Origin of the sequence: Streptomyces sp. 4N509B (assembly GCF_052245655.1) — a bacterium.
Classification (GTDB): domain Bacteria; phylum Actinomycetota; class Actinomycetes; order Streptomycetales; family Streptomycetaceae; genus Streptomyces.
This window is the reverse complement of record NZ_JBQQBZ010000052.1, coordinates 1-23,817: the sequence shown is the minus strand read 5'-3', so window position 1 is coordinate 23,817 and position 23,817 is coordinate 1. Positions and strand designations below refer to the sequence as shown.

Sequence of the window (23,817 nt, the reverse complement as noted above, 5' to 3'; positions counted from 1 at the left end):
GACAACCCTTGACGCGCCCTCCGTTCGTCGCGTATTCCTACTTATCCAGTAGGGAAGATAGGAAACTTTGCGGTCCGAAAGACAGCGAAGAACAGCACGGAGCAGAGGGAGCCCCATGTCCTTGTTGCCGACCCGCCGCGCCTTCGGGGGACTTCTCGGCGCCGCCGCCTCGGCCACCACGCTGGGCGCCGCCGCTCCGCGTGCCGCCGCCGCCGAGCGTCCCTTCCAGGCCACGACGCGGCGTCCGTCGCGCCGCCCCAACATCCTGGTCATCCTCGCCGACGACCTGGGCTGGGCCGACCTGTCCTGCTACGGCTCGCCGCACATCCACACGCCGAACCTCGACCGGCTCGCCCGCGACGGCGTCCGCTTCACCCAGGCCTACGCCGGCTCCGCGACCTGCTCGCCCACCCGCTTCGCCCTCTACACCGGACGCTACCCGGGTCGGACCGAGGGCGGCCTGGCCGAACCCATCGCCGACCAGTCCGTGGGACTGGCACCCGACCACCCCACCCTCGCCTCACTGCTGCGCGACGCCGGCTACGACACGGCCCTCATCGGCAAGTGGCACTGCGGCTACCTCCCGGACTACAGCCCCACGAAGTCCGGCTGGAACACCTTCTTCGGCAACCTCGGCGGCGCCCTGGAGTACTACTCCAAGCTCGGACTCGGCGGCGAGTACGACCTGTACGAGGGCGACGCCACCTACCACGACCTGCGGTACTACACCCGCGTCCTGACCGAGCGGGCGGTCGAGCACGTCACCACCCGCGCCGAGGAGGACACCCCCTGGCTGCTCAACCTCAACTTCACCACCCCGCACTGGCCGTGGATCGCCGAGGGCGACGAGGACGCCGCCGCGGAGATCGTCCGGCGCATCCGCAACGGCGAGCGGCGCGCCCTCTTCCACGACGACGGCGGCTCGCTGGAGAAGTACACCGAGATGGTCCAGGACCTCGACCGTTCCGTCGGCGAGGTGCTGGCGGCGCTGCGCTCCTCGGGACAGGAGCGGGACACCCTGGTGTTCTTCGCGAGTGACAACGGCGGCGAACGCTGGTCGTACCAGTGGCCGCTCTCCGGAGAGAAGGCGTCGCTCCAGGAGGGCGGCATCCGCGTGCCCCAGATCGTGCGCTGGCCCGCGGTGCTCGACGGCCGCCAGGTCAGCCACGTCCCGACCTACTCGCCCGACTGGACGGCGACGCTGCTGGAGCTCGCCGGAGCCCGACCCGCCGCCTCCCACCCGCTCGACGGGCACAGCCTCGCCGGATACCTGCGCCACGGCGAGGAGGTGCCCGAACGCGACCTGTTCTGGCGGGTGCGCGGCGAACGGGCGCTGCGCCGCGGTGACTGGAAGTACCACCGCGACCAGGACGGGGCCGACCACCTCTTCGACCTCGGCGAGGATCCCCGCGAGCAGGCCGACAAGGCCGCCGTCCGGCCGGAGCTCCTCGACGAGCTGCGGACGGCGTGGGAGACGACCGACGCCGAACTGCTGCCCTACCCGGACTGACCCCCGAAGGCCGCCACGCTTAGGGGTTGGCGCCGCATCACACCCACCGTATGGTGCCGCATGCCTGTTCGCGCAAGTCGCCCGAGGACGACGGGCACGCGCGGGGCTTCGAGAAGGATGGGTGCGATGGGGGAGATGGCAGACGAACACGTCCGTGTCACCCGCGACACGGCGGCCCTCGGCCCGCCGGGTGACCGCCACCACCGCGAGCCGACCGAGCCGCCGACCAGTCCGGTGGCCGAGCCGCCGACCGGGCCGAGGCGGGTGGCCCTGCGATGACCCGGGCCCGCGAGGCCAGCGGGACGTGGATCCGCAGGTTCCACCCCTCGCCCACCGGCGCGGCGAGACTGCTGTGCTTCCCGCCCGCCGGCGAGTCGGCCAGCTTCTACTTCGCCGCCTCGCGGGAGCTCGCCACGAGAGTGGAGGTCCTGGCCGTCCAGTACCCGGGCCGCCAGGACCGCCACGAGGAGAGCTGCGCCCGCAGCATCCCCGAACTCGCCCACGAGACGTACCTCGCCGTCCAGCCGTGGACCGACAAACCCCTGTTCGTCTTCGGCCACAGAATGGGCGCCGCCGTCGGCTTCGAGCTGTGCCGCCGCTTAGAACGCCGCGCCCCGCTCCTGCCCCGCGGCCTGTTCGCCTCCGAGGGGATCGCACCCTCCCACCTGGCCCGTTCGCGCGACCTGCTGACGCTGTGGGACGCGCCGGTGCCCGCGCCCGCCGCCGGCCCGAGCCCGGACCGGCTCACCACGGTCGACGAGCACGCCCCCGCCCACTGGAAGCAGACGCTGCTGCGCTGCGACCACCGCGCGATGAGGAGCTACCGCCCGAGCCCCGTGGCGACCGTGCGCTGCCCCATCGTCGCCCTCGTCGGGGAGAACGGGACGGGAGCGGCCGGGGCGGGGGAGGACGGCACCGGGCCGGAGGGCATCGACGTCGAACGGTGGGAGCACCACACCGAGAGCGACTTCGACGTCCAGATCCGGTCCGGCGGCCCCGGCATCGCCGACACCGACTGGCCCGAGGTGACCGACCTCGTCGAGCACCACGTGCGCCGCCTGATGCTGAAGCGACCCTGACGGGCCGCCACCTCCGACACCAGGCGGCACACCACCGCTCACGCGTCAGGCGTCACGCCGCACGCCCTCCCGACCGACGCCCTCCCGACCGGCCGTCCTTCCCGAGCGGTCGATGTACGCCACCAGGTCCTTGCGGTGACGCACCCCGAGCTTCCGGTACACCCGCGTCAGGTGCTGCTCGACCGTGCTGACCGTGATGTACAGCCGCGTGGCGATCGCCTTGTTGGTGTGGCCCCGGGCGACCAGCGTCACCACCCGCCACTCCGCCTCGCTCAACCGCTCTATGGCGCTCTCCGGCCGCGCGGCCGGCTGCACCCCCAGGGCGGAGACCTGCGCCTGGGCGGCCGTCCCGGCCATCCGCGCCGCCGGCCGCCCCGCGCCGGGGACCCGCGAGGCGGGCCCGGACAGGGGCGCCTTGGACAGTGCCAGCGTCCGCGGAGCGCTCTCGTCACTCAGCCGCGCCTCGACCTCCGCCAGGTCCCGCCGGGCCAACGACAGCTCGTGCGCGTCACGGTGCCGTTCCAGCTCGCCGACGGCCGAGGAGAGCACGGCGCGCCGCTCCTCCCCGTCCCGCGTCATCGCCAGCAGCCGCAACGTCACACCCCGGGTACGCCCCGGGGTCTGCCCGAGCCTGACGAGCTGCTCGTCGAGCAGCTGCCGGGCCCGGTCGTGGTCGCCGAGCCGGAGGAAGGTCTGCGCCGCGCCGGTGCGCCAGGACACGAACGCCGGTTGGTCAAGGCCCCACTCCGCGGCCAGCTCACCACAGGTCAGGAAGTCGTCGAGCGCCGCCGACAGCCTGTTCGTCGCCTGGTGGTGGTGCCCGCGGGCGTTGATGTAGGGCAGGGCGAAGCGGCTGCGGATGATCTCGTCGGGCAGCTCCAGCGCGAGCAGGCTCTCCGCCTTGTGGTGCTCGCCCAGGGCGGTGCAGCCCATCACGTAGGTGGCCAGCGGCTCACCCACGCCCACGCCCCACGCCTCCACGCTGGCGTGGTGCAGCGCCGCGTCGGCGTCGGCCACCGCGCGCTCGAACTCACCGCCGCGCAGCGCCACCTCCGCCCGGATGGCCGCGAACCTCGCCTGCCAGTGCGCCGGGCCGTTCGCCGCCTCCCGCAGGAACTGGTCGCACCACGGGCGTGCCCGCGAGGTCAGGTCGCTGTAGACCAGCCCGCTGAGGGCGAGCGCGATGGTGTCGACCGTGGCGTGCTCCAGCGGTGACTGGTGCAGTGCCTGCTCCAGCCGGGCCACGGCCATCGCGTTCGGACCCTCCGTCACGATGGTGGTGAACGCCCGCTCCACGCGCCGCCGCGGGTCGAGCACCGGCTCGGCCCTGGTCCGCCTGCCCACCGGGTCGGCCGAGACCACGGGCGCGGCGGCCGGGGCCGCGGTGTCCGCGCCGGCCGGCCCACGACCGCCGGCGGCGGGTCCCCGCTCCGCCACGGTGCTGAGCGCGGCCGACTCCAGGCACAGGTACACGAGGTCGGCGTCCGACTCCTCGGGCCGCGCCTGGTCCGAGAGCCGGGGCATCGGGGGAATCCACTGCACCGACAGCCGCCGCGCGGCCGCCACGTGGCGCGACCACGCCTGCTCGGACGCCCCGCTGGCGCGGAGCACGTCCGCCGCCCGGCGGTGCATGCGCACCCGGTCCCACGGACTGATGCGGTCCAGGACCAGGTCCCGGGTCCGCGCGTGCCGGAACCGGGTGCCGTCCAGGAGACCGGCGTCGTTCAGCAGCGCCAGCGCCTGCGTCACCCCGGCGGCGTCGAGGTCCGAGGTCCGGCCGAGGAGGTCCGCTGACCCGTCGTCACCCAGCACGGCCGCGGTGGACGCGACCTGGAGCACCGTGTCGGGCCCGCGGTGGAGGAACCTGCGCACCGCCTCCGCGAACTCCTCGCCCGCCACCACCGCGTCGCCCGTCGCGGACGCCCGGCTGTCGGAGATCAGGGCGCCGGCCAGCAGCGGGCTGCCGCCCGAGGCCGCGTGGCAGTCGTGGACGAAGGCGTCGCTGACCGGACCCGTCAGCGCCTGCGTGGCCAGCAGGTGGACCTCCGGCTCGGACAGCGGATCGAGCCGCAGGTGCGTCGTCATCCCGGCCGGGCCGCAGCCGTGTCCCGCCACGCGCGTGATCTCGGGAGGGCCGGTCAGCACCGCCATGATCGGCAGCGGCGGCATCGAACTCAGCAGGTACGACACGCAGAACAGCGACAGCGTGTCGGACAGGTGTGCGTCGTCGATCGCCACCACGACGGTGTTCCTGGTGGCGAGTTCGGTCAGGCTGGCGAACGCGTCGCGCATGACCTCAGCCGGGGACGCCGACACGGAGGCCGTGCCGGGGGTCGATCCTGGAGCGTCAGGACCGGCGGAGGCGAGGAGTTGGGACACCACGCCCAGCGGGAAGGCGCGCTCGTGCCGTGACCCGGTCGCGGTCAGGACGAGTGCGCCGTTTCGCCGGGCATCCTCGGCGAAACCATTGATCATCGTGGTCTTACCGGAGCCGAAGGCTCCCGTGATGGCTACGGTTCGCGCGTTACCGTCAGCGCGACACCGTATTAACAAGTGATGAAGTTTCTTGGTTTGTCTGTTTCTACTGGCGAATGCAACGGATCGCATTGCGTTGGTGCTTCCCCGTTCCCCGTGTGTGATCGGTCGAGCCGTGTAAGGCGTCTGCCGACTGATGGTTCAATCGCCGTCACGCGATCGCACGGACACTAACAGCCGCTCATGCACGTGTCAACCATTCGTACGTATATCTGCGTAATTGGACGTTGCGGACATCGGCGCGTCGCCTGTGACCTCCCATTACGTGTGGCCGGCGCTTGTCGGAGGCGGGTTGGTCGGTTCCGCCGGGAATGTCGCCGAGTTCCGGATGATTCTGTCCGGTAACCGGAGGCGGTCCCTGATCTCCTGTCGCGTCACGCTTCGTCATCGTAAGCGGTTTCCCTTTCCGTCGTGCCACCACCCATTCCCACGCGGTGGCGCCGACGGGGACAGACTAGCGCACGCGGAGCGTGTCACCGCAGGTGAGAGGGCAGCCGGCGCGACGGTGGCGTCCGCGTCGCGCGGGCCGGTAAAACGCCGCGCCGCGCCCGCGAAGGCGCGGTAGCGAGCGGCCACGATTTCCTCGACGACAAGATCGCGGCGCCGGTCCGCACCCGGTAGGTGATCATTTCCGTCTCGCGAACCATTACATCTTCCGCGTATTCGGGGAAACGATATCGATGACGCACTCGAAAACGACGCGCGGTCCCCGCACGATGGCACGGCGCATGATGACCGACGGTGAGGAGACGGATCTCTCCCTCCTCCCGACACTCCGGTCAGGCGCCCGCCACCCCAGATTTGATTGACGGATGAATTTTCTTCCCCGTGGCTCCCGTGGGCGCCACCCACGCCCCGGACCAGCCGTTTGCGATTCCTGTTCGAACCAGAGCCGGGGCGGACCCCGCCCGACGGACGGAACGGCCGCACGGTCCCGCTTCGCCCGTCCCGGCACGCTTCACGCCATTCCAGCCGGTGACCCGGATACCCGCGCCACGGCGGCGACACCCACCGGGCCCCAGCGAGGAAACGCGGAACGACGAGGGCTCGGCGGGACGGGGCTCCCCGACCCGCCGAGCCCACCCGTCGACCCCGGCGGGCCGGCCGTCACGCGATGTCGCGCCGCCGGAAGCCGCCGAGCCCCACCGCCGTCAGCAGCGCGGCCAGCACCGCGAGCCCCAGCAGCGGTGTGGCCTCGAACGCCGCCCCCGGCAGGTCGGGCACGTGCGTGAACGGCGAGAGGTTGAGCACCGTCTGGTTCAGCCGCAGCAGGTCCCCGAACTGGCCTATCACCAGCGCCGCCAGGAGGACGCCCCAGCTGACCGCCGCGAACCGGGGCGCCAGCCCGAACAACAGCGCGCACACGCCGACCAACGTCCACACCGCGGGCACCTGCGCCAGCGCCGCGCCGAGCACCCGCGGCAGCTCCCCGCCGAGGTCACCGGTGTTCAGGCCGTGGGCCACGCCCGCCCCGAGCCCCGCCAGCAGCAGCATCAACACCGAGCCGAGGGCCGCCACCGACAGGTGGCTGCCGACCCAGCGCAGCCGCTCCACCGCGTTCGTCAGCAGGGTGTCCGCCCGGCGTCCCGACTCCTCGCTCGACAGCCGCAGCGCGGACTGCACCGCGTAGGCGCCGACGATGATCGAGGTCAGGGACATCGTGGTGGACAGGAAGACGTCCACGATGTCCCCGCTGCCGCCGAGGTCGCGCAGCAACTCGTCGATGTTCTCGTTGTCCTCGGCGATGCTCACCGTTCCCTCGGCCAGCGCGCCGAAGGAGACGCCCACCACCAGGAAGCCCACCCCCCAGCCGAGGAGCGAGCCACGCTGGAGCCGCCACGCCAGCGCCAGCGGACCGCCCAGGGCGGCGGACGCGCGCGCGGGCCCCAACGTCGGCCGCAGCACACCCGAGCCCACGTCGCGCCGGCCGACCAGCACCCCGATCCCGCCGGCCAACGCCGCGGCGAGGGCCACGAAGAGCAGCAGCACCCACCAGTCCTCACCGGCGTACGGGCGGGCCATCTCGGCCCAGCCGATGGGCGAGAACCACGTCAGCACGGACAGGGCACCGCCGTCCGAGCCGCTGGCGGCGTCACCGGTGGCACGCAGCAGGTACGACAGGCCGAGAACCGCCGCCGCGAGGCCCGTGGCGCTGCGGGAGGAGTCCGTGAGCTGCGCGGTCAGCCCGGCGACGAAGGCGAACACGACGCCGATGCCGGCGCAGCCCGCGGCGTACGCCACGGAGCCGGCCACCGGAAGACCCGTAGCGACCAGGCCCATCGCCGTGAGCACGGCGATGACCACGTTCACCCCGACGGTCAGCAGCAGGGCGCTCGCCAGCCACGCCCGCCGGCCGACGACCGCGGAGCCCGCCAGCTCCGCCCGGCCGCTCTCCTCCTCCACCCGGGTGTGCCGCACCGTCAGCAGGACGCTCATCAGCCCGATCAGCGTGCCCATGAAGGCGATCAGCTGGTACGCGTTGATCCCGCCGACCGTCGACAGGTCGAAGGCCCGTCCGCCCAGGGCCAGCAGCGCCGGGTTGCTCTCCAGGCTCTCCGCGAGCTGGGCCCGCTCCGACGGCTCGCCGTAGAGGTCGTTGTTGGCCGAGGCGGAGGAGACCGTGAAGACCACCATGCCGAGGATCCACGCGCTGGCCCGCACCCGGTCGAGACGGAGCGCGAGCCTCAGCAGCGCGCCCGTGCCTGCGTACTCCGTCACCGGCCCGCCTCCGCGCCGACGGGCACCCGGTCCGCCGCCGTGGTGTAGTGGCGCATGAACAGGTCCTCCAGCGTGGGAGGGGAGCTCACGAGGCTGCGCAGGCCCAGGTCCGTCAGGTGTCGGACCGCGGTGTTCAACTCGGCCGCGTCCACGTCGAAGTCCACCTTGTGCCCGTCGACGCGCACGTCGTGCAGCCCCGGCAGCGACTCCAGGCCGGTGGCCGGCCCGTCGAGCTCGGCGTGGACCGAGGTCCGCGTCAGGTGACGGAGCTCGGTGAGGGTCCCCGACTCCACGGTCCGCCCGCTGCGGATGATGCTCACACGGTCACAGAGCTTCTCCACCTCGGAGAGGATGTGGCTGGACAACAGCACGGTCCGCCCGCGCCGCCGCTCCTCCGCGACGCAGTCCTGGAAGACCGACTCCATCAGGGGGTCCAGCCCCGAGGTGGGCTCGTCGAGGATGAGGAGGTCCGCCTCCGAGGCCAGCGCCGCCACGAGCGACACCTTCTGGCGGTTGCCCTTGGAGTACGCCCGGCCCTTCTTCCGGGGATCCAGCTCGAACCGCTCGATCAGCTCGTCTCTCCGCCGGGGGTTGACCCGACCCCGCAGCCGGCCCAGCAGGTCGATGACCTCGCCGCCCGAGAGGGTCGGCCACAGGGTCACGTCCCCCGGGACGTACGCGATGCGGCGGTGCAGCTCCACGGCGTCACGCCACGGGTCGCCGCCCAGCAGCTCCACCCGTCCGGAGTCGGCCCTGGACAGGCCGAGCAGGATCCTGATGGTGGTCGTCTTTCCCGCGCCGTTGGGCCCCAGGAAGCCGTGCACCTCGCCGGCCTCGACCGTGAGGTCGAGACCGTCGAGCGCGCGCGTGGCCCCGAACGTCTTGACGAGGGAGGAGACGGAGATCTGAGTCGTCATGAGGTCAAGACTAGGTCAAGTTTCAGTATTCCGCGAGAATTGAAAGACTCGTGAAGGGAAGGGGCTAGGCTTACACACAAGGAGGTAGACACGACCGTGCCAGCGACAGAAGAGACACCACCGCCGACGAGTGACCCCCCGATCCGCCGGGAAACCGCGGCGGACGCCGTCGAGGAGTCACGCGCCATCGAACGGCTCGCTGGCAGGTTCGCCGAGACGGGACTCTCCCGGATGGCGGCCCGCGTCTTCGCGGCGCTCATCGTCTCCCCGGACGGCGCCCTCACGGCCGCGGAGATCGGGCAGCGTCTGTCCATCAGCTCCGGCACCGTCTCCACGTCCGTTCAGTACCTGTCGCGCCTGGGCCTCATCACCAGGGAACACGTCCCCGGATCCCGCCGGGACCTCTACCGGATCCTCGACGACCCCTGGCCCGACGTCTTCGCCATCCGCGGCCACTGGCTGCGCGAGTTCGCCAAGAGCGCGGAGGAGGAGATCGACCGCCTCGGGGACGGCGCCCCGGGCGCCAGGGAACGGCTCGCCGTCATGCGGGAGTTCGCCCTGTTCGTCATGCCCCGGCTCGACACTATCGTCGTGGAGTGGCGCCGTCACCGAGCCGCGCACGCCCCCACGGGGCGCGGCTGACCAGGCACAGTAGGGGCCCCTGAACGGGACATCGCCGTCCGTTCCCGGCGAACCCGCCCCGCCCCCGACCGCCGAACCCGCCCACCACACCGCCCGGCGCACGCCCAGCGGCGCTCCCACCCCCCGGCACCCCCGCCGGTAGGGGGAAAATCAAGGGTTACCGACCACCACGCGAACCGGGAAACATGACGGAACGGTTCGCGCACCCCGGCGGCAGCAGGCCGCCCCACCGGCCCCGACCCCGGCGGCCGCCACGCGAACCGCCGCGAGCGACCGACCGGCTCGCCCCGGCAGCCCAACAGCCTCCAGCGGCTCTTCGCGTCAGGAAGGAATGATGACCTTGTCGGCGACCCGCACCACCACGCACGGCCTGGTACTGGGAGGTGGTCTCGCCGGGATGCTGACGGCGCGCGTGCTGCGACGCCATCTCGACCAGGTGACCGTCATCGAACGGGACGAGGTCCCCGACGGGCCGCAGCACCGCAAGGGAGTCCCCCAGGCACGGCACGCCCACCTCCTGTGGTCCGGCGGCCTGCGGCTGATCGAGTCCCTGCTGCCCGGCACCACCGAACGCCTCACGGCCGCCGGCGCCAACCGCGTCGGCGTCTACCGCGACATGGTCTCCCTGACCGCGTACGGCTGGCAGCAGCGCTTCCCCGAGACGCAGTTCCTCCTCGCCGCCAGCCGCGCCCTGCTCGACTGGACCGTCCGCGAGCAGACCCTCGCCGACCCGGCCATCACCCTGCGCACCCGCACCGAGGCCGTCTCGCTCCTCGGCGACGCCGCCCGGGTCACCGGCGCGTCCGTCCGCGACCTCGACAGCGGCGACACCGCCGACCTCGCCGCCGACGTCGTCATCGACACCACGGGCCGCGGCTCCCGGCTGCGCCAGTGGCTCGAAGCCCTCGGCGTGCCCCCGCCGCAGGAGGACGTCGTCGACTCCGGCATCACCTACGCGACCCGCTACTACCGCGCCCCGGGCCGCACCGCCGCGAAGTTCCCGATGGTGAGCGTCCACAGCGACTACCGCACCCGCGAGCCGGGACGGTTCGGCCTCATCCTGCCCATCGAGGACGGCCAGTGGATCGTCACCCTCTCCGGCACCCGCGGCGGCGAACCGCCCACGGACGAGGAGGGCTTCACCACCTTCGCCAAGAACCTCAACCACCCCCTGATCAGCGAGCTGATCGGCGCCGCCACCCCCCTCACCCCCGTCCAGGGCTCCCGCAGCACGGCCAACCGCCGGCGTTACGTCGAGCGCAACACCGTCTGGCCCGCCCAACTCGTCACCCTCGGCGACGCCGTCGCCGGCTTCAACCCGATCTACGGCCACGGCATGTCCTCCGCCGCCCGCAGCGCCGCCGCCCTCGACCGCGCCCTCCAGCGCCACCGCGGCACACCCGACTTCACCGCCACCGCGCTGCGCGGCATATCCAAGGCCGTCGACGACCCGTGGAACCTCGCCACCGCGCAGGACATCTTCTACCCCGGCTGCCGCATCGACGCCGACGACCCGCGCCTGGAGGAGGAGCTCAACAGCCAGGAGCGCTTCACCGAACTCGTCTGCACCGCCGGCCTCCAGTCCGCCCCGGTCGCCGCGGCCGTCGCCGGCGTCAGCGCCCTCGCCGCCCCGGCCACCAGCCTCCAGGCCCCCGCCGTCCTCGGCGCCCTGCGCAACGGAACCGGCGGCGCGCCGACAGGACCCACCCTCACCGACGAGGAATGGGCCCAGGTCACGGCCGACCCCGAGGACTGAACCGCGAGAACGAGCCGTCACTGCGCCGGTCGGCCACGGTCCCCCCGTGGCCGACCACCCGGCCTCTCCCAGTCGCGTTCTCAGTCGCGTCAGCGCCGCCCCGTGCGGCACCCCGTACGCGACGTACACGAACCGGGGCCGCCCCACGGCGCGGGGCCGGCCGGCGTCAGCCGACCGGCGCCCCCGACGCGTCCACCACCTGACAGTCGGTCCGCCCGACCAACACCCGCACCTCGGTCACCAGGCCCGACGGCCCCACCCGGATGAGGCTCACCATCCGGAACCGCATCCGCGCCCCCGGCGGCGCGTTCACCTCCGGCGGCGCGTCCATCTCACCCGTCACCGGAAGCACCACCATCTGGCCCTCCATCGAGGTCCTCGGCGTCCCCGGCACCTCCTTGGTGTGCGCCCCGATGACCTTGGCCAGGTACTCCCGCACCGCCGCCTTCCCCACCCGCGGCGGCGTCCCCGCCGGATCCTCGAACCGGACGGCCGGGTCGAACAGCGCGAGCACACCCTCCAGGTCGCCCTCGTTCAGCAGACGGCAGTACTCCAGCGCCAACGCCTTACGCGTCGCGTCGTCAGGCATGACGGCACACCTCCGGGAAGCGATCCTCAACGGTCATGACGGTCGTGACGGTCATGAGTCCTCCAACACCCGCACGTCCGAGGGCCCCCAGTACGAGCGCATGTCCTCGATCAGGCCGTCCGCGCCGACCTGGATCACCATCACGCACACGATCTCGATCCGCGCCGTCTCCGGGTTGCTCGGCGGCGCGATGACGCCTGTCCTGGCGATGAACGGACCGTTCGGCAGGTAGTTCATGGTCGACGTCACCTCGACCGCCGCGTACCGGCCGGTCGGCGACCCCACCGGCTCGTCGGGCACCTCGTTGACCCGGCACTCGATCGCGTTCCGCACGTGGGAACGGAGCGCGCCGAGCCCGATCCGCTCCCCGGAACCCACCGGGTCCTCGAACCGCACGGCGGGCGCGTACAGCTTCAGCACCGCCTCGGGATCACCCGTGTTGACCCGGCGGCAGTGCTCCACGGCCAACTGCTTGCTCGTCACTTCCTCAGGCACGAACACTCCCAGCACACTCACGGCCCGGCACACACACGAGCCGTCAGACCCACGGCCGACCCAGACCCACGGCGTCGCGGAGGGCCGCCCGCGACACCACGCCACGGCTCCCTCCACCCGACAAGCCCACAGCGCACCGCCGGGTCAGGGGAACCCCTAAAGATCGCCAACGGTGCCCCTACACGCCCACCGGCCCCCGAGCACCCGGGCCATCCCGGCACGAACCGGCCGACACGCCCCACAGCGACCCCACCGGCCACCCGTCGAGCGCCGCCAGCCCACGGACACAGGCCCGCGACCTGCGCAGACCCCGCCGCCGAGAACCGGAAGCCGCCCCCGCGACCGCAAGATTAGGGGTAGTGCCCTCTCGAAGGCTCCTCCTACTGTGAGCCGCGTCCTGCCGCATCTTGAGGACCACCATGCCCACCGGCGTCATGGCCGGAGGCGGTCCCCGCCAGGACGTGCGGTCCTTCAGTCCGCGTCTAGGTGTTTTCGCTAGATCCCCCATGGAGCAACGGTGGCAGATACGGGTATCCCCGCGACGACCACGACTTCCGGACGGACGAACGAGGGACCCGACCGGCGTGTCGCCATCGTCGGTCTCGCATCCCGCCTGCCGGGAGCGGCCAACCCGGCCGCGTTCTGGCGCCTCCTCACGGAAGGCGCCAACGCCGTCACCCCCGTGCCGGCCGACCGGTGGGACGCCGACACCTACTTCGACGAGGACCTCTCACGCCGCGGCACGATGAACACCCGGTGGGGCGGCTTCCTCGACCACGTCGACCGCTTCGACCCCACCTTCTTCGGCATCTCGCCGCGCGAAGCCACCGCCATGGACCCCCAGCAGCGGCTCATGCTCGAACTGAGCTGGGAGGGCATGGAACACGCCGGTATCGCCCCCACCTCGCTGGCCGACGCCCGCACCGGCGTCTTCTTCGGCGCCATCTGGGACGACTACGCCACCCTCCTGTACCGCCACGGCGCCCAGGACATCACCGCCCACACCGTCACCGGCCTCCACCGCAGCATCATCGCCAACCGCGTCTCCTACGCGCTGCGCCTGCGCGGCCCCAGCATGACCGTCGACAGCGGCCAGTCCTCCTCGCTCGTCGCCGTCCACCTCGCCTGCGAGAACCTCCGCAGCGGAGCCTGCGACATCGCCCTGGCCGGCGGCGTCAACCTCAACCTCATACCCGAGAGCACCGTGGGCACCGCCAAGTTCGGCGCCCTCTCCCCGGACGGCCGCTGCTACACCTTCGACGCCCGCGCCAACGGCTACGTCCGCGGCGAGGGCGCCGGCCTCGTCGTCCTCAAGCGCCTCGACCGCGCCATCGCCGACGGCGACACCGTCTACGCCGTCATCCTCGGCAGCGCCATGAACAACGACGGCGGCGGCGAGGGACTCACCGTCCCCACCTCCGACGGCCAGGAGCAGGTCCTCCGCGACGCCTACGAGCAGGCCGGCGTCGACCCCACCCGCGTCCAGTACGTCGAACTCCACGGCACCGGCACCCGCCGGGGCGACCCCGTCGAGGCCGCGGCCCTCGGCGCGGTCCTCGGCGCCGACCGCGACGCCGACACCCCGCTCGCCGTCGGATCCGTCAAGACCAACATCGGCCACCTCGAAGGCGCGGCCGGCGTCGCCGGGCTGCTCAAGGTCGCTCTGTCGCTGCACCACCGCAAGTTGCCCGCCAGCCTCAACTTCGAAACGCCCCACCCGGCGATCCCGCTCGACGAGCTGCGCCTGCGCGTCCAGACCGAGCTGAGCGACTGGCCCCACGACGACCAGCCGCTCCTCGCCGGCGTCTCCTCCTTCGGCATGGGCGGCACCAACTGTCACGTCGTCCTGGCCGAGGCCCCACCGGAGGCCGCCGCCCGCGGCCCGCGGGTCCTGTCCGGCGAGCCGGCGCTGCCCGGCACCCCGCTCGTGCCGTGGCCCGTGTCCGCACGCGGCGCCAGGGCCCTGGAGCGGCAGGCCGGCCGCCTCGCCGACGCCGTCACCGACGCCGGCCTGAACCCCGCCGACGTGGGATGGTCGCTGACCTCCACCCGCTCCGCGCTCGAACACCGGGCCGTGGTCTGGGGTGCGGGAACCCCCGAACTCGTCGACGGCCTGCGGGCCCTGGAGGCCGGCGACCCGGCCGCCCACGTCACGCGCGGCGTCGTCTCCCCCGACACCGGCACCGTGGGCGCCGGCACCGTGTTCGTCTTCCCCGGCCAGGGCTCGCAGTGGCTCGGCATGGGACGCGGCCTCCTCGCCGCCTCCCCCGTCTTCGCCGCCCGACTCGCGGAGTGCGAGGCGGCGCTCGCGCCGTTCGTCGACTGGTCGCTGAGCGAGGTGCTGGCGTCCGAGGACGACGCCTGGCTGGAGCGGGACGACGTGCTCCAGCCGGTGCTGTGGGCGGTGATGGTGTCGTTGGCGGCGGTGTGGGAGTCGGTGGGCGTGCGCCCGTCGGCCGTCATCGGCCACTCGCAGGGCGAGATCGCGGCCGCCGTCGTCGCGGGCGCCCTGTCGCTGGAGGACGGCGCCCGCGCCGTCGCCCTGCGTGCCGTCGTCATCCAGGCGATCGCCGGCCAGGGCGGCATGCTGTCCCTGGCCGCCAGCCCTCAGCGGGCCGAGGAACTCCTGGCCGCCGCGGACGTCGCGGACCGCGTCTCGATCGCGGCGTTCAACGGCCCGACGGCCACCGTCGTCGCCGGCGACCTCGACGCGCTGGAGACGGTCACGGCCACCGCCGAGGCCGCCGGCGTGCGCGCCCGCCGCGTCCCCATCACCTACGCCTCCCACTCCTCCCAGGTCGAGGCCGTCGAGGAGCAGCTGGCCGAGGCACTCGCACCCATGCGGCCCCTGCCCTCCCGCGTGCCGATCATCTCCACCGTCACCGGCGAGGCCATCGACACCACCCACATGGACGCGGGCTACTGGTTCCGCAACCTGCGCCAGCCGGTCCGGTTCGCCACCGCGATCCAGGCCGCCCTCGCCGAGGGCCACCGCCGCTTCGTCGAGGTCAGCGCCCACCCCGTGCTGACGATGAGCGTCCAGACCATCGCCGAGGAGTCCACCGAGACGGAGACCGGCTCGACCCTCGTCGTCGGCACGCTCCGCCGCGCCGAGGAGGAGACGAACCGCCTCCTGGCGAACGCCGCCGAGCTGTGGGTCAACGGCGCCACCGTCGACTGGACCGCCCTCCACGCCGGCCGCGCCGTCCAGCGCGTCGACCTGCCCACCTACGCCTTCCAGCGCAAGCGCTACTGGATCGCGCCCAACGACGCCCCGCCCCCCGCTGCCCTGACGGCCACCCCGGCCGCCGACGAGACAGCGGGCGGGACGGCAGGCGCCGCGTACCTCGCCGACACCGACGCCGACGGCGAGGGCGACGCCGGACGCGAGCCCGTCACCGCGTGGGGCCAGCGCCTGGTCGGCCTGCCCGCGGCCGAACAGATCCGCACCGTGCTCGACCGGGTCTGCGCCGAGATCGGCATCGTCCTCGGCCACGGCGCCGACGACAGCGTCGACACCGGCTGGACCTTCAAGGCCCTCGGCTTCGACTCCCTGAGCTCCGTCGAACTCCGCAACCGGCTCGCCGCCGCGACCGAACTGTCCCTGCCCGCGGGCCTGCTGTTCGACTACCCCACCCCCGCCGCGCTCGCCGCCCACCTGCGAGCCGAGCTCCTCGACCTCAACCAGGACACCGCCGACCTCGTCACGGCCCCGTCCGCCTCCGACGAGCCCATCGCCATCGTCGGCATGGCCTGCCGCCTGCCCGGCGACGTCTCCTCCCCCGAGGACCTCTGGCGCGTCGTCTCCGAGGGTCGCGACGTCCTCACCCCCTTCCCGACCGACCGCGGCTGGAACCTCGACGCGCTCTTCGACCCGGACCTGTCCCGTTCCGGCACCACCTACGCCCGTCAGGGCGGCTTCCTCCACGAGGCCGGGGAGTTCGACGCCGACTTCTTCGGCATCTCGCCGCGTGAGGCGCTGGCGATGGACCCGCAGCAGCGGCTGCTGCTGGAGGCGTCCTGGGAGGCCCTGGAGCGCGCCGGCATCGCGCCCACCTCGCTGCGCGGCAGCCGCACCGGCGTGTTCGCCGGCGCCACGTCCATGGAGTACGGGTCCCGCCTGCACGAGGCGTCCGAGCGCGTCGAGGGCTACGGCCTGACCGGCGGCGCCGCGAGCGTCGTCTCGGGCCGGGTGTCCTACTCGTTCGGGCTCGAAGGCCCGGCCCTGACCGTCGACACGGCGTGTTCGTCGTCGCTGGTGGCGCTGCACCTGGCGGCGCAGGCGCTGCGCAACGGCGAGTGCGACCTCGCCCTGGCCAGCGGCGTCACCGTCATGGCCACCTCGGGCATGTTCGTGGAGTTCAGCCGGCAGCGCGGGCTCGCGGCCGACGGGCGCTGCAAGCCCTTCGCGTCGGCCGCTGACGGCACCAGCTGGGCGGAGGGCGTGGGTGTCCTCGTCGTCGAGCGGCTGTCGGACGCCCGCCGCCGGGGCCACCGCGTGCTGGCCGTGCTGCGGGGTTCGGCGATCAACCAGGACGGTGCGTCGAATGGTTTGACGGCGCCGAACGGTCCGTCGCAGCAGCGGGTGATCCGGCAGGCGTTGAGCAGTGCTGGTCTGTCGACGGCTGATGTGGACGCGGTGGAGGCGCACGGGACGGGCACCTCGCTGGGTGATCCGATCGAGGCGCAGGCGCTGCTCACGACCTACGGCCAGGGGCGGCCGGAGGGCCAGCCGTTGTGGCTGGGGTCCCTGAAGTCCAACGTCGGTCACACGCAGGCGGCGGCGGGTGTCGCGGGCGTCATCAAGATGATCATGGCGATGCGGGCGGGTGTGCTGCCGCGGAGCCTCAACATCGACGCGCCGACGCCGCACGTGGACTGGTCGGCCGGCGAGGTCGAGCTGCTGACGGAGGCGCGGGACTGGCCGGAGCACGACGGCCGTCCGCGCCGGGTGGGCGTGTCGTCGTTCGGGATCAGTGGCACGAACGCGCACGTGATCCTGGAGCAGGCGCCGGAGGACGCGGTGCCGGGTCCGGTGGTCCTGCCGGGTGAGGCGCTGCCGACCGTTCCGTGGGTGGTTTCTGCCCGGAGTGGTGAGGCGTTGGCGGCGCAGGCCGGGCGCCTGGCGGACGCTGCGGGTGGGCTGGACGCGGTGGATGTGGGTTGGTCGTTGGTGTCGGGTCGGGCTGAGCTGTCGCACCGTGCGGTGGTGTGGGGCCGGGACGGCGAGGAGTTGGTCGCGGCGCTGCGTGGGTTCGCCGACGGTGGTGGCGCGCGTGAGGCGGTGACCCAGGGGCGTCTGGCTGTGCTGTTCACGGGTCAGGGTGCGCAGCGGGCGCGGATGGGCGCTGGTTTGGCTGAGGCGTTCCCGGTGTTCGCTGAGGCGTTGGCGGAGGTGTGTGCGGGCTTTGAGGGTCTGCTGCCGCGTTCGCTCGCGGAGGTGCTGACGGCTGAGCCGGGTAGTGAGACGGCTGCTCTGCTCGACCAGACGGTGTTCACGCAGGCTGGTTTGTTCGCGGTGGAGGTGGCGGCGTGGCGGTTGGCGGAGTCGTTCGGTGTCCGTCCGGACTTCGTGGCGGGTCATTCGATTGGTGAGATCGTCGCCGCGCATGTGGCTGGGGTGTTCGATCTGTCGGACGCCTGTCGTCTCGTCGCCGCGCGCGGGTCGTTGATGCAGGCGTTGCCGGCTGGTGGCGGGATGCTGTCGGTCCAGGCGAGCGCCGAGCAGGTGCGGGAGACGCTGGAAGCCGTTTCCGGTGTGGACGTCGCCGCTGTCAACGGCCCGGCCTCCGTCGTGGTGGCCGGTCCGGTGGAGGCGCTGGATGCGGTCGCGGAGCGCTTTACCGAGGACGGGGTGAAGACGCGTCGTCTGAGTGTGTCGCACGCGTTCCACTCTCGTCTGATGGAGCCGATGCTGGCCGAGTTCGGTCAGGTCGCGGGTGAGATCACCTTCCACGCGCCGCGCATTCCGTTGGTGTCGAACGTGACGGGTGAGCTGGCGGAGCTTGAGGTCACCGAGGCGGAGTACTGGGTGCGGCATGTGCGGGAGGCCGTGCGGTTCGCCGACGGTGTCGCCGCGCTTCGCCGTGCCGGGGTGTCGACGTTCCTGGAACTCGGTCCCGACGCCACGTTGACCGCGATGGGTGCCGAGTGCCTGGAGGACGGGGACACCACAGCCGCGTTCGTTCCCTCCACCCGTCGGGACCGGGACGAGGTGGAGACGTTCACCACCGCCCTCTCCCGCCTGTGGCAGCGCGGCGTCCACGTCGACTGGCGTACGGCCTTCGCCGGCCGCGCCGTCCAGCGCGTCGACCTGCCCACCTACGCCTTCCAGCGCCAGCGCTACTGGCTGGAGAACGAGACGGCCGGCGACCCGGCCGGTCTCGGTCAGAGCGCGGCCGGCCACCCGCTGCTGGGCGCGGCCGTGAGCCTGGCCGCCGAGGGCGGCGTCGTCCTCACCGGTCGACTCTCCCTGAACAGCCACGCCTGGCTGGCGGACCACGCGATCGCCGGCAACGTTCTCTTCCCGGGCACCGGCTTCGTCGAGCTGGCCGTCCGCGCCGGTGACGAGGTCGGCTGCGCGGAAGTCCGTGAGCTGATGTTCCAGGCGCCGCTCGTCCTGCCCGAGCGCGGGGGAGTGCAGGTCCAGGTCGTCGTCGGCGCGCCGGACCACGCCGGCCAGCGGGAGCTGCGCATCTACTCCCGCCCCGAACAGACCTCGGGAGACGAGGCGTGGGTCTGCCACGTCGAGGGGCTCCTCGGCGAGGAGCCGGCGGCGCTGCCCGACGCCGCGGCGCTGGCCGTGTGGCCGCCAGCCGGCGCGGAAGCGGTGGATGTCTCCGGCTTCTACCCGGCCGCCGCCGCGACCGGCTACGGCTACGGTCCCGTCTTCCAGGGCCTGCGGGCGGTGTGGCGGCGCGGCGAGGAGATCTTCGCCGAGGTCGCGCTGCCCGACGGCGTCCAGGCCGAGGCCTCCCGCTACGGGATTCACCCGGCGCTGTTGGACGCCACCCTGCACGCCCTGCTGACGGACCACGAGGCCGGGCTCCGCCTGCCGTTCGCGTGGTCGGGAGTGTCGCTCGTGGCGTCCGGCGCCACGTCGCTCCGCGTGCGGTTCGCGTCGGTCGGATCCGACGCGGTGTCGGTGCTGGTGACCGACACGCTCGGCCAGCCCGTGGCCTCGGCGGAGTCGCTGGTGATGCGGCCGGCCTCCGCCGAGCAGCTGTCCGCGGTCACGTCGGTCGAACGGGAAGCCCTGTTCCGTCTCGACTGGACTCCGCTCGCCGGCGGCGACACCGCGGAGGGCCCGGCGTCGACGACCGACTGGGCCGTCCTCGGCGAGACCGACGAACTCGGGCTGGGCGCCCGGGTCCACGAGCGGATCGCCACGCTGGCCGAAGCCACGGCGGACGGCGAGGTGCCGCCCGTCGTGGTGGTCGTGCCGCAGGCCGGCGAGGCCACGGCCGAGGCGACCGCCGCCGAGGAGTCCGCCCTCGCCGCCGTCACGCTGGTCGGCGAGTGGCTGGCGGAGGACCGTCTGTCCGGCTCGCGGCTCGTGGTGGTCACCCGGGGCGCGGTGTCGGTCAACGACGGCGACGTGTCGGATCTGGCGCTCGCCCCGGTCTGGGGCGTGGTCCGTTCCGCGCAGACCGAACAGCCCGGCAGGCTGCTGCTGGTCGACCTCGACCCCGCAGACGACCCCGCCGTCGACGCAGCCGCCGACGCCGCCCGCGGAGCGGCGACCGAGCAGCTCGCGCGAGCCGTGTCGCTGGCTCTCGCCGGCGACGAGCCGCAGCTCGCGGTGCGTGACGGCGAGGTGCTGGCGCCACGCCTGACGCGTGCCCTGGCTGGCGGGGGAGCGCTGGTGCCGCCGGCGAACGAGACGGCGTGGCGCCTGGACACCCCCGCCGGTGGCGGGACCTTGGAGTCGCTGGCGTTGGTGCCGGCGCCGGCCGCGACCGGTGCCTTGGCGGCCGGCGAGGTGCGGGTCGCGGTGCGCGCCGCGGGCCTGAACTTCCGCGACGTGCTGATGGGCCTCGGCATGTATCCCGAGGAGACCATGCTGGGCAGCGAGGGCGCCGGCGTGGTCGTCGAGGTCGGCGAGGGCGTCACCGGCCTCGCCGTCGGCGACCGCGTCATGGGGCTCGTGCCCAGGAGCTTCGGTCCCCTGGCCGTGGTCGACGCGCGGCTCGTGGTGCGGATGCCGGAGGACTGGTCGTTCGAGCAGGCGGCCTCCGTGCCGCTGGTGTTCCTGACGGCCTACTACGGCCTGGTGGACCTCGCGGGCCTCCAGGCCGGCGAGTCCGTCCTGATCCACGCCGCGGCCGGCGGCGTCGGCATGGCCGCCGTGCAGCTCGCCCAGCACCTGGGCGCCACCGTCTACGCGACGGCGAGCGCGCCGAAGCAGGCGACCGTCGCCGAACTGGGCGTCCCCGCCGAGCGGATCGCGTCCTCGCGCGACCTGGACTTCCGCGACACCTTCCTGAGCGCCACCGACGGCGCCGGCATGGACGTGGTGCTGGACTCCCTCGCGCGCGAGTTCGTCGACGCGTCGCTGGAGCTGCTGCCGCGCGGCGGGCGGTTCCTGGAGATGGGCAAGATCGACAAGCGTGACCCGGAGCAGGTCGCGCAGGACCACCCCGGCGTCCGCTACCAGGCGTTCGACCTGGCGGAGGCCGGGCCCGAGCGCACCGGCGAGATGCTGACGGAACTCGTCGAGCTCTTCGCGCGGGGCGTGCTGCGGCCGGCCCCGATCCGGACCTGGGACGTGCGGCGGGCGCCCGAGGCGTTCCGCTTCATGAGCCAGGCCCGCCACGTCGGCAAGATCGTGCTGACGATCCCGGCCGGGCTCGCCCCGGACGGCACCGTCCTGATCACCGGCGGCACCGGCGCCCTCGGCTCCCTCCTCGCCCGTCACCTGGTGACGGAGCACGGCGTCCGGTCGCTGGTGCTGACCAGCCGCCGCGGCGGCGAGGCCCCGGGCGTCGCCGAGCTGGTGGCGGAGCTGGAGCAGCACGGCGCGACGGTGCGCGTCGCGGCCTGTGACGCGGCCGACCGCGAGCAGCTGGCCGCCGTGCTGGCCGCGATCCCCGCCGAACACGCCCTGACGGGCGTCGTCCACGCGGCCGGCGTGGTGGCGGACGGCGTCATCGGCTCGCTGACCGAGGAGCAGGTCCGCCGCGTCCTGCGGCCGAAGGTCCAGGCCGCCGTCAACCTCCACGAGCTGACCCGCGACGCCGACCTGCGACTCTTCCTCATGTACTCGTCGGTCGCCAGCGTCCTGGGCACCGCGGGCCAGGCCAACTACGCCGCCGCCAACGCCTACCTCGACGCGCTCGCCGCGCACCGCCGCAGCCTCGGCCTGGCCGCCGTGTCCGTGGCCTGGGGCCTGTGGTCGGGCGAGGTCGGCGGCATGGGCAGCGCCCTCGGCGAGGCCGACGTGGCGCGGTTCGGCCGGCTGGGCGTCGTCGGCGTCTCCGCGGAGGACGGCCTCGGCCTCTTCGACGCCACGCGCGGCGTGGACGAAAGCCTTCTGGTCGCCGCGCGTATGGACCTCGCCGCATTGCGGCGGCGTGCCGAGCGGGACGGCGTCGTGCCCGCTCCGCTGCGGGGACTCGTGCGGGTCTCCGGGCGGCGCGCCGTCGAGGCGGGTGCCGCCGCGGGCAGCGGCCTGCTGGGCGCGGCCGTCGCCGCGCTGGGCTCGGCGGAGGAGCGCGAGCGCCACGTCGTGGACGTGGTGCGGGGCCACGTCGCGGCGGTCCTCGGGCACGGCTCCGGACAGTCCATCGCGGCCGACCGGACGTTCAAGGACCTCGGCTTCGACTCCCTCACGGGCGTCGAACTGCGCAACCGCATGATCGCCGCCACCGGCCTGCGGCTCCCCGCCGGCGTGGTGTTCGACTACCCGACCCCGACGGCCCTGGCCGGCTACGTGCTGGGACAGGTGTGGTCCGAGGGCGACGACGCCGACGGTCTGGCCGGAGGCCGTCCGGCGGTGTCCGGTTCGGTTGTGGCGGTGGACGAGCCGATCGCGATCGTCGGGATGGCGTGTCGGTTCCCGGGTGGGGTGTCCTCGCCGGAGGATCTGTGGCGGCTGGTCGAGGAGGGCGTGGACGCCGTCGGCGGCTTCCCCGACGACCGTGGCTGGGACCTGGACGGCCTGTACAACCCGGACCCGTCGCAGTCGGGCACCTCCTACGCCCGCGAGGGCGGCTTCCTCTACGAGGCGGCCGAGTTCGACGCCGGCTTCTTCGGGGTGTCGCCGCGTGAGGCGCTGGCGATGGACCCGCAGCAGCGGCTCCTCCTCGAAACCTCCTGGGAGGCGCTGGAGCGCGCGGGCGTCGCCCCGCTGTCCCTGAGGGGCAGCCGCACCGGCGTGTTCGCGGGCGCCATCGCCCAGGAGTACGGAGCGCGCCTGCACGAGGCGTCCGAGCAGGTCGAGGGCTACGCGCTGACCGGCGGCACGGCGAGTGTGGTGTCGGGCCGGATCGCCTACACGCTGGGGCTCGAGGGCCCGGCGGTGACGGTGGACACGGCGTGTTCGTCGTCGCTGGTGGCGCTGCACCTGGCGGTGCAGTCGCTGCGGCAGGGCGAGTGCGAGATGGCCTTGGCGGGCGGCGTCACCGTGATGTCGACGCCCGGCATGTTCGTGGAGTTCAGCCGGCAGCGTGGGCTCGCGGCCGACGGGCGGTGCAAGCCGTTCGCGGCGGCGGCCGACGGCACCGGCTGGGCCGAGGGCGTCGGCGTGCTCGTGGTCGAGCGACTCTCCGACGCGCGGCGCAAGGGGCACCGCGTGCTCGCGGTGGTCCGTGGCTCCGCCATCAACCAGGACGGCGCCTCCAACGGCCTGACGGCGCCGAACGGTCCGTCGCAGCAGCGCGTCATCCGCCAGGCGCTGGCCAGTGGTGGCCTGTCGACGGCCGACGTGGACGTGGTCGAGGCGCACGGCACCGGCACCCGGCTGGGCGACCCGATCGAGGCCGAGGCTCTGATCGCCACCTACGGCCAGGACCGCTCCGAGGACCAGCCGCTGTGGCTGGGGTCCCTGAAGTCGAACATCGGCCACACGCAGGCCGCGGCCGGTGTCGGCGGCGTCATCAAGATGGTCATGGCGATGCGGGCGGGTGTTCTGCCGCGCAGCCTCAACATCGACGCGCCGACCCCGCACGTGGAGTGGGCGGGCGGCGGCGTGTCGCTGCTGTCCGAGGCGCGGGACTGGGACGTCGCCGACGGCCGGCCGCGCCGGGCGGGTGTGTCGTCGTTCGGTATCAGCGGCACCAACGCGCACGTGATCGTCGAGCAGGCGCCGGCGGTGGGGCCCGCCGACGCGCCGCTGGTGGTGCGGGGTGCCGACGGCGGGCCGGTGTGGGAAGGCCCGGTCGTGCCCTGGGTGGTGTCCGCGGCGAGCCCGGAGGCGTTGGCGGGGCAGGCGGAGCGGTTGGCCGAGGCTGTGGGCGGGCTGGACGCGGTGGACGTGGGGTGGAGCCTCGTGTCGTCGCGGTCGGTGTTGGAGCACCGGGCGGTGGTGTGGGGTGCCGATCCGTCGGAGTTGGTCGCGGGCCTGGGCGCGCTGGGGG

General features: G+C 73.3%; 11 protein-coding genes. 6 read left to right on the top strand and 5 right to left on the bottom strand.

Features of this window, described 5'->3' with window-relative positions:
* The first annotated feature begins 115 nt into the window (after positions 1-115).
* From ACTWP5_RS29745 to ACTWP5_RS29735, 3 genes are all read left to right on the top strand, one after another.
* Complete coding sequence (locus tag ACTWP5_RS29745; RefSeq protein WP_443224268.1) at positions 116-1,510, top strand: sulfatase family protein; 1,395 nt, start codon at positions 116-118, stop codon at positions 1,508-1,510.
* 135 nt (positions 1,511-1,645) lie between these two features.
* Positions 1,646-1,789 (top strand): hypothetical protein, encoded by a 144-nt coding sequence (locus ACTWP5_RS29740; RefSeq protein WP_443224267.1) that lies wholly within the window; start codon positions 1,646-1,648, stop codon positions 1,787-1,789.
* A complete protein-coding gene (locus ACTWP5_RS29735) occupies positions 1,786-2,589 on the top strand; it encodes a thioesterase II family protein (RefSeq protein ID WP_443224266.1) in 804 nt (267 codons plus the stop codon). The genes ACTWP5_RS29740 and ACTWP5_RS29735 overlap by 4 nt, the downstream gene beginning before the upstream one ends.
* Before the next feature lie 45 nt (positions 2,590-2,634).
* Here the strand turns inward: ACTWP5_RS29735 and ACTWP5_RS29730 are convergent, their stop codons facing one another.
* The 3 genes from ACTWP5_RS29730 to ACTWP5_RS29720 all read right to left on the bottom strand — a co-directional run bounded on the left by ACTWP5_RS29730 (position 2,635) and on the right by ACTWP5_RS29720 (position 8,759).
* Entirely contained in the window at positions 2,635-5,196 is a 2,562-nt protein-coding gene (locus ACTWP5_RS29730; RefSeq protein ID WP_443224265.1) for an AAA family ATPase, read from the bottom strand.
* 1,035 nt (positions 5,197-6,231) lie between these two features.
* Positions 6,232-7,842 (bottom strand): ABC transporter permease, encoded by a 1,611-nt coding sequence (locus ACTWP5_RS29725; protein WP_443224264.1) that lies wholly within the window; start codon positions 7,840-7,842, stop codon positions 6,232-6,234.
* A complete protein-coding gene (locus ACTWP5_RS29720) occupies positions 7,839-8,759 on the bottom strand; it encodes an ATP-binding cassette domain-containing protein (RefSeq protein WP_443224263.1) in 921 nt (306 codons plus the stop codon). The genes ACTWP5_RS29725 and ACTWP5_RS29720 overlap by 4 nt, the downstream gene beginning before the upstream one ends.
* Before the next feature lie 96 nt (positions 8,760-8,855).
* On the opposite strand from ACTWP5_RS29720, the gene ACTWP5_RS29715 reads away from it, so the two are divergent.
* Both ACTWP5_RS29715 and ACTWP5_RS29710 read left to right on the top strand, forming a co-directional pair.
* Positions 8,856-9,401, top strand: a complete 546-nt coding sequence (locus ACTWP5_RS29715) for a GbsR/MarR family transcriptional regulator (RefSeq protein WP_443224262.1) — start codon at positions 8,856-8,858, stop codon at positions 9,399-9,401.
* A 340-nt stretch (positions 9,402-9,741) separates the two neighbouring features.
* Positions 9,742-11,157 carry an NAD(P)/FAD-dependent oxidoreductase gene (locus tag ACTWP5_RS29710; protein ID WP_443224261.1) on the top strand — a complete coding sequence of 472 codons (1,416 nt, stop codon included), beginning with the start codon at positions 9,742-9,744 and terminating at the stop codon, positions 11,155-11,157.
* Positions 11,158-11,323: 166 nt separating this feature from the next.
* Here ACTWP5_RS29710 and ACTWP5_RS29705 read toward each other — a convergent pair whose 3' ends face one another.
* Positions 11,324-11,746: a nuclear transport factor 2 family protein gene (locus tag ACTWP5_RS29705; protein ID WP_443224260.1), complete on the bottom strand. Its 423-nt coding sequence runs from the start codon at positions 11,744-11,746 to the stop codon at positions 11,324-11,326.
* Between the two features lie 51 nt (positions 11,747-11,797).
* Positions 11,798-12,241, bottom strand: a complete 444-nt coding sequence (locus ACTWP5_RS29700; RefSeq protein WP_443224259.1) for a nuclear transport factor 2 family protein — start codon at positions 12,239-12,241, stop codon at positions 11,798-11,800.
* 517 nt (positions 12,242-12,758) lie between these two features.
* On the opposite strand from ACTWP5_RS29700, the gene ACTWP5_RS29695 reads away from it, so the two are divergent.
* Positions 12,759-23,817 (top strand): SDR family NAD(P)-dependent oxidoreductase (locus ACTWP5_RS29695; RefSeq protein ID WP_443224258.1); only part of this gene is annotated, 11,059 nt, incomplete at its 3' end.

Coding starts and splice junctions, on each gene's coding strand:
- ACTWP5_RS29735 (WP_443224266.1), top strand. CDS start 1,786: ATGACCCGGGCCCGCGAGGCCAGCGGGACGTGGATCCGCAGGTTCCAC.
- ACTWP5_RS29730 (WP_443224265.1), bottom strand. CDS start 5,196: ATGCGATCCGTTGCATTCGCCAGTAGAAACAGACAAACCAAGAAACTT.
- ACTWP5_RS29720 (WP_443224263.1), bottom strand. CDS start 8,759: ATGACGACTCAGATCTCCGTCTCCTCCCTCGTCAAGACGTTCGGGGCC.
- ACTWP5_RS29740 (WP_443224267.1), top strand. CDS start 1,646: ATGGCAGACGAACACGTCCGTGTCACCCGCGACACGGCGGCCCTCGGC.
- ACTWP5_RS29705 (WP_443224260.1), bottom strand. CDS start 11,746: ATGCCTGACGACGCGACGCGTAAGGCGTTGGCGCTGGAGTACTGCCGT.
- ACTWP5_RS29745 (WP_443224268.1), top strand. CDS start 116: ATGTCCTTGTTGCCGACCCGCCGCGCCTTCGGGGGACTTCTCGGCGCC.